This is a genomic window from Isoptericola sp. NPDC055881, from assembly GCF_053615895.1.
Genome location: NZ_JBSHCR010000124.1, coordinates 1 through 6,255, shown reverse-complemented (window position 1 = coordinate 6,255; position 6,255 = coordinate 1). Strand labels below are relative to the sequence as shown.

The 6,255-nt window shown below is 75.7% G+C and carries 3 protein-coding genes; 1 reads left to right on the top strand and 2 read right to left on the bottom strand.

All coding sequences use genetic code 11. The annotated features are described in order from the left end of the window. Positions 1-98: 98 nt before the first annotated feature. Both ACWGKI_RS20415 and ACWGKI_RS20410 read right to left on the bottom strand, forming a co-directional pair. On the bottom strand, positions 99-3,707 hold the full coding sequence (locus ACWGKI_RS20415) for an ATP-binding cassette domain-containing protein (RefSeq protein WP_380244549.1): 3,609 nt from the start codon (positions 3,705-3,707) through the stop codon (positions 99-101). 62 nt (positions 3,708-3,769) lie between these two features. Then, positions 3,770-4,759: a malate dehydrogenase gene (locus ACWGKI_RS20410; protein WP_380244548.1), complete on the bottom strand. Its 990-nt coding sequence runs from the start codon at positions 4,757-4,759 to the stop codon at positions 3,770-3,772. Positions 4,760-5,039: 280 nt separating this feature from the next. On the opposite strand from ACWGKI_RS20410, the gene ACWGKI_RS20405 reads away from it, so the two are divergent. Beyond that, on the top strand, positions 5,040-6,089 hold the full coding sequence (locus ACWGKI_RS20405; RefSeq protein WP_380244547.1) for an aquaporin: 1,050 nt from the start codon (positions 5,040-5,042) through the stop codon (positions 6,087-6,089). The last annotated feature ends 166 nt before the right edge of the window (positions 6,090-6,255 follow it).

The following is a 6,255-nucleotide window of genomic DNA, read 5'->3' as shown; positions in this document are numbered from 1 at the left end:
CAACTCTCCCCCCACGCCCCCCCCGGGCCCGGGTTTGTTATCTATTGGGGGGGTACCCGGGTGGTGTCCCCCCCCCTTTTTCCCCCCCACAACCCAGGTCAGCCGGCCAGGTGGCTCCAGCGCGGCGCGAGCTCGTGCCAGGGTCCGACCTCCGCCACGCGCCCGTCCGTGAGGACGACGACGCGGTCGGCGCGCGACAGCGCCGCGCGCTTCGACGTCGCGCCCACGACGGTGGTGCCGCGCTCGCGCAGCGACGCCCACAGCTCGATCTCGGTGGTGGCGTCGAGCGCGCTCGACACGTCATCGGCGAGCAGCAGCTCGGCGTCGGTCGCCAGGGCCCGAGCGAGCGCGAGCCGCTGCACCTGGCCGCCCGAGAGCCGCACGCCGCGGTGCCCGACGAGCGCGTCCGGCCCGCCGGCCTCGGCGACGTCCTGCCCGAGCCGCGCCGCCGCGACGGGGCCGTCGACGTCCCGCTCGTGGTCGAGCCGCACGTTCTCGGTGAACGTGCCCGACAGCACCCGCGGCACCTGGGCCACGTGCGCCACCTGCCCGGGGCGCAGGAACGACTGGGCGTCGGTGACGTCGCGCCCGTTCCACCGGATGCTCCCCGTGTGCTCCATGAGGCCGCTCAGCGCGGACAGCAGGCTCGACTTGCCGGAGCCCACCTGCCCGAGCAGCAGCACGAGCTCGCCGCGCCGCACCTCCAGGTCGACGTCGGACACGCCGATCGTGCCGTCGTCGTGCACCGCGGTGACACCCTCCAGGTGCAGCCGCTCCAGCGTCTGGCGCGGGCCGGCCGCCGGCAGGGGCGCCGCCCCGGTGAGGAGGTCGACGCCGGCGGGCACGTCCATGAGGTCGGCGCCGGCGGCGAAGCGGCCCGTGGCGCGCTGCCACGACCGGGTGCCCGGCGCCTCGGTCACTACCGCGCCCGCGACGACGCCGAACCACCCGAAGCCGTTCACCGCGTTCGCGACCAGCAGCGCCGTGGCCAGCCCCCACGTGCCCGTGAGCAGGCCCGCCCACGCGGCGACGACGCCGAGCTGCACCATGATCATCGGCACGCCGTCGAGGGCCGCCTGGATCCGGTGCTCGAAGATCGCCGCCCGCACGCGCCCCCCGTCCACCTGCCGCAGGTGCGCGTGCACCTCGGGGGTGCGCGCCGCGAGCTTCACGGTGCGGGCCGAGTCGAGCGTCGAGACGAGCGCGCGGCCGAACCGGGCGCGCGCCGCGGACGAGCGCGTCGCCGACCGGCCGGCGATCGGCCGCCCGATCGCGGACGCCGCCGCCGAGACGACCATGACGGCGAGGAGCACGCCGCCCGCGAGCCACGAGCCGCTCAGCAGCGCGGTGACGCCGGCGATCACGAGGCCGTTGACGAAGTCCACCCAGCGGTCGGCGTACCGCACGAACCGGTCGGCGTCCATCGACCTGGCCACGACCTCGCCCGGCGGCGTCGCGCGCAGGCGCCGCTGCCGCGTCTGACCGGCCATGACCGACATCCGCACGCGCAGCAGCACCTCCACCCACCACCGCGGGTAGACGAACAGCGCCCAGGCGAGCGCCAGCGGCGCCACCACGAGCAGCACGACGAACGACACCAGGAGCGCCGTCGGGAACCCGTCGTCGAGCCCCTCGACGGCACGGCCCCACAGGAAGCCGGTGAGCGCGCCCTGCGCGGAGACGAGGCTCGCCACCAGGAACAGGGCGGCACCCAGCGCACCCCAGGCGGGCCGCACGAACAACGCGTGCAGCACGCCGCGCGCCAGGCTCGGGCCCTCGCCCGGGTCCTCGAGCTCGGGCGGCGCGCCCCGGCGTCGCCGACCGCCCACGGCGTGCGTCGTCGGGGTCAGCGCCGTCGCCACGGCCTCGGCGGACCCGGCGCTCGCGACCGGCGCGTCGCCGGCGAGGTCGTCCGCGGGCAGGTCGTCGGCCGGCGCAGGGTCGGCGGGCGCGAGGGCTCCGGCGTCCGCGACGTCGCTCGCGCGCAGCAGGTCGCGGTACGGCCCGTCCTCGCGCGCGAGCCGCGCACGCGGGCCCTGCTGCACGACGCGACCGTGGTCCAGCGCCGCGAGCAGGTCGGCACGCTCGATGGTCGTGAGGCGGTGCGCGACGAGCACGCCCGTCCGTCCGGCGAGCAGCCGCTCCGACGCCGCCACCACCCGCGCCTCGGTGAGGGGGTCCATGCGCGCGGTGGCCTCGTCGAGCACGACCACCTGCACGTCGCGGACCAGCAGGCGCGCGAACGCCACCAGCTGCTCCTCCCCTGCGGACAGCGACGTCCCGCCCGGGCCGAGCAGGGTGTCGAGACCGTCGGGCAGCCCCGACACCCACGCGTCCAGGCGCAGCTCGCGGACCGCGGCCTCGACGTCCGTGCGCGGCACGTCGGCGAAGAGCGCGATGTTCTCGGCCAGCGTCCCGGCCAGGATCTCGGTGCGCTGCGTCACGACGCCCACCGCGGCACGCAGCCTCTGCAGGTCCAGGTCGCGCACGTCGACGCCGCCCAGGAACACCGTTCCCGGCTCGGGCTCGACGGCGCGCGAGAGCAGGGACGCGAGCGTCGACTTGCCCGACCCGGTGCGGCCCACGAGCGCGACGGTCTGGCCTGCCGGCACCCGCAGGTTCACGCCCTGGAGCGCGAAGGTGCCCTCGGCGTAGGAGAAATGCAGGTCGCGCAGCTCGATGCCGACCGGCCCGTCGGGCAGGTCGCGGCCGCCCGTCGGCTCCGGCTCGACACCGAGCATCTGCTTGATGCGCGTGATCGCGCCCAGCCCCTCCTGGATGTCCGGCAGGTGGTGGATGAGGTTGTCCACCTGGCCCACGAACATGGCGGTGACGAGGAACAGGGTCACGAGGTCCTGGACGGGCAGCTCCCCGCCCGAGGCCAGGGCGGCACCGGTCACGGCGACACCCGCGAGCAGGGCCGCCAGGACCAGCCCGGCACGGCGCAGCATCTTCGACTCGACCGTCACGACCGCCGCGAACTTGCGGTGCACGTCCGCCGAGCGCTGCGCCAGCCGGCGGACCGCGAACGGCTGGCCCAGGCTGGTGCGCAGGTCGTCGCGCGCGGCGACCGACTCCTCGAACGTCGCCGCGTGGTCCGTCCAGGCGGCCTCCTCGACGACCTTGCGGCGAGCGATCTCGCCCAGCATCGGCCGCACGAGGAACCCGGCCAGGACCCCCAGCGCCGGGAACAGCGCCCACGCCGGCCACCAGGTGAGCCCGGCCACGACCCACATCGGCACCACGCCCACGACCGTGCGCCCCGCGCCCCACAGCTGGCGGCGCACGAGCGTGCCGACGGCGTGCGTGTCGTCGTCGACGCGGTCGAGCACCTCGCCCACCGCCTGCTCCGTGAGCGTCGCGAGCGGCTGGTGCAGGGCGGCCGTCAGCAGGTCGCCCCGCAGCCGACCCTCGGCCCGGTCCACGACGCCCGCCCACACGACCTGCCCGGCCGTGTCGAACAGGGCGGCGCCGACCACGCAGAGCGTGAGCAGCAGGAGCAGCCCGGTCGTCGGGTCCTCGGCCAGCCGACCCGCGACGACCGTGCCGAGCGCGGCACCGACCGCCCCGAGGGTGAGCGCGACCATCGCGACCGCCGCGACCGGCCCCCGCAGGCGGCGCCAGTCGAGGCGACGGGCAGGGTCGTCGTGGGGGGCGGCCGGGGTGGTCAGGTCGTGGTCCGCGCGGGCGGCAGGGGCGTCGATCATGGCCCGGAAAGCCTATGCGGGCCCACCGACGCCCCGCCGCTCTTTATCGGGCGTCCGACAGGTCAGATCAGGCCGAGGGCCCGCACCGCGTCCCGCTCCTCGGCAAGCTCCGCCACGCTGGCGGTCATGCGCGCCCGGGAGAGCTCGTCGAGCTCCAGCCCCTCCACGACCTCCCACGCGCCGCCCGACGACGTCACCGGGAACGACGACACCAGGCCCTCCGGCACGCCGTACTGACCGGTCGACCACAACCCGGCGCTGGTCCAGTCCCCGTCGGGCGTGCCGAGCACCCAGTCGCGGACGTGGTCGATCGCCGCGTTGGCGGCCGACGCCGCGGACGAGGCACCCCGCGCCTCGATGATGGCGGCGCCCCGCTTGGCGACGGTCGGGATGAAGTCGTCCTCCAGCCAGGCCGGGTCGTCCTGCGCGAACGACGCGCCCGCCGTGCCCGCGACGTCGGCGTGGAAGACGTCCGGGTACTGGCTCGCCGAGTGGTTGCCCCAGATCGTCACCCGGCGCACCTCGGAGACGGGCACGTCGGCCCGCTTCGCCAGCTGCGACAGCGCGCGGTTGTGGTCCAGGCGCGTCATCGCCGTGAACCGGTCCTTCGGCACGTCGGGCGCGTTCGACGCCGCGATCAGCGCGTTCGTGTTCGCGGGGTTGCCCACCACCAGGACCCGCACGTCGTCCGCCGCGCCGTCGTTGATCGCCCGGCCCTGCGGCCGGAAGATGCCGCCGTTCGCCTCCAGCAGGTCCGCGCGCTCCATGCCCGGCCCGCGCGGCCGCGCCCCCACCAGCAGCGCCACGTTCGTCCCCGCGAAGCCCGCCGCCGGGTCGTCGTGGATGTCGATGCCGTCGAGCAGCGGGAACGCGCAGTCGTCCAGCTCCATCGCCGTGCCCTCGGCAGCCTTCACCGCCTGCGGGATCTCCAGCAGCCGCAGCCGCACGCGGGTGTCGGGGCCGAGCATCGCGCCCGACGCGATCCGGAAGAGCAGCGCGTACCCGATCTGGCCCGCGGCCCCGGTGACGGTGACGTTCACTGGTGTGGTCATGCCCCTACTCTGACGCAGCCGGGCCCCCGGGTCGACCGCCCGGAGACGGGCGTGCACAACCCGCACGGACCGGCGCACCGCCGTCGTGGCGGGGGCGCGGCCCGCACCGACGCGCGGTACGGTGCGAACTAGCGCCACCGTCGGCCCGCGCTCAGCAACCGTTCAGACCGCGGTGGAAGCATGCCCGCGCAGCCGGCCGTGAGGCCGGTCACGCACGACCGGCCCCTCCGACGCGAGGGGCACTCCGAGACGCCCGTCTCCCGAGCAGAGAAGGACCCTCATGTCCCACGACATCGCCGCCGAGGGCGGTACGGCTTCGGTCGACGTCGAGACGGCGCGCGACGCGCCCGAGTACGGCCTGTTCGCGCGCCTCGCCGCCGAGGCGTTCGGCACGTTCGTGCTGGTGCTCGGGATCGTCGGCACCGCGACGTTCAACGCGGCCAACAACGGCCAGATCCTCCCGGTGGCGCTCGCAGGCGGCATCCTCGTCATGGGCGCGATCGCCGCCGTGGGCGGGGTCTCCGGCGGCCACTTCAACCCCGCCGTGACCCTGGGCGTGACGCTCGCGGGCCGCGCCGCGTGGCGTGACCTCGTCTGGTACTGGCTCGCCCAGCTCGTCGGCGGCGTCGCTGCCGCGGCCGTCCTCTTCTCGGTCATCCCGAGCGGGTACCCGGCGCTGCTGGGCGCGGCGGACAAGGCCGCCGTCTTCGCGGGCACGGCCAACGGCTTCGGCAGCCACTCGCCGCTCGCGACGCTCACCGCGTCGTCCGGCAACCCCGTGGAGTTCACGCAGTGGTCCGCGCTGCTCGTCGAGGTCGTCGTGACGGCGGTCTTCGTCGGCATCATCCTCGCCGTGACGAGCAAGCGGTCGAAGTCCGCGTTCGCCCCCGTCGTCATCGGCCTGGCGCTCGGCGCCCTGATCATCGTGGCCTGGCCGGTCACCAACGCGTCCCTCAACCCGGCGCGCTCGTTCGCCTCGGCGGTGTTCGCCGGCGGCTGGACCTGGGGCCAGCTGTGGCTGTTCGTCGTCGGACCGCTGGTCGGTGCGGCGCTCGCCGCCCTGTTCACGCGGGCCTTCCAGCCCGTGCCCGCCGTCGCGCTGACCGAGTTCGAGTACGCCGCCGTGACCGTGGACGAGACGTCCCGCGTCCCGGAGCGCGTCGTCGAGCGTGACGCCGCGGTGGACGCTGACCGGAACGCTGAGCACGACGTCGTCGACGACGGCGCGGTGCCCCCCGCAGCCGAGGGCGACCCGGCCCTGGGTCGCGGCGTTGTCGCCGACGTCCCCGCGGACGACGACGAGCCGAAGGGCGACGCGCCCCGCGTCTGACGCAGGGCTCGGCACCGCTCAGCGGGAACCAGCACGGCGAGAGGGCCCGGCCCCCACCGGGGGCCGGGCCGCTCGGTCTGTCGGGCGTGGCTGCATTTCGTGCGTGGGGGCGGGGCGCCGGCGGCCGTCAACGCAGGCCCGGCGCGGGGAGCGGCCGCACCCCCCA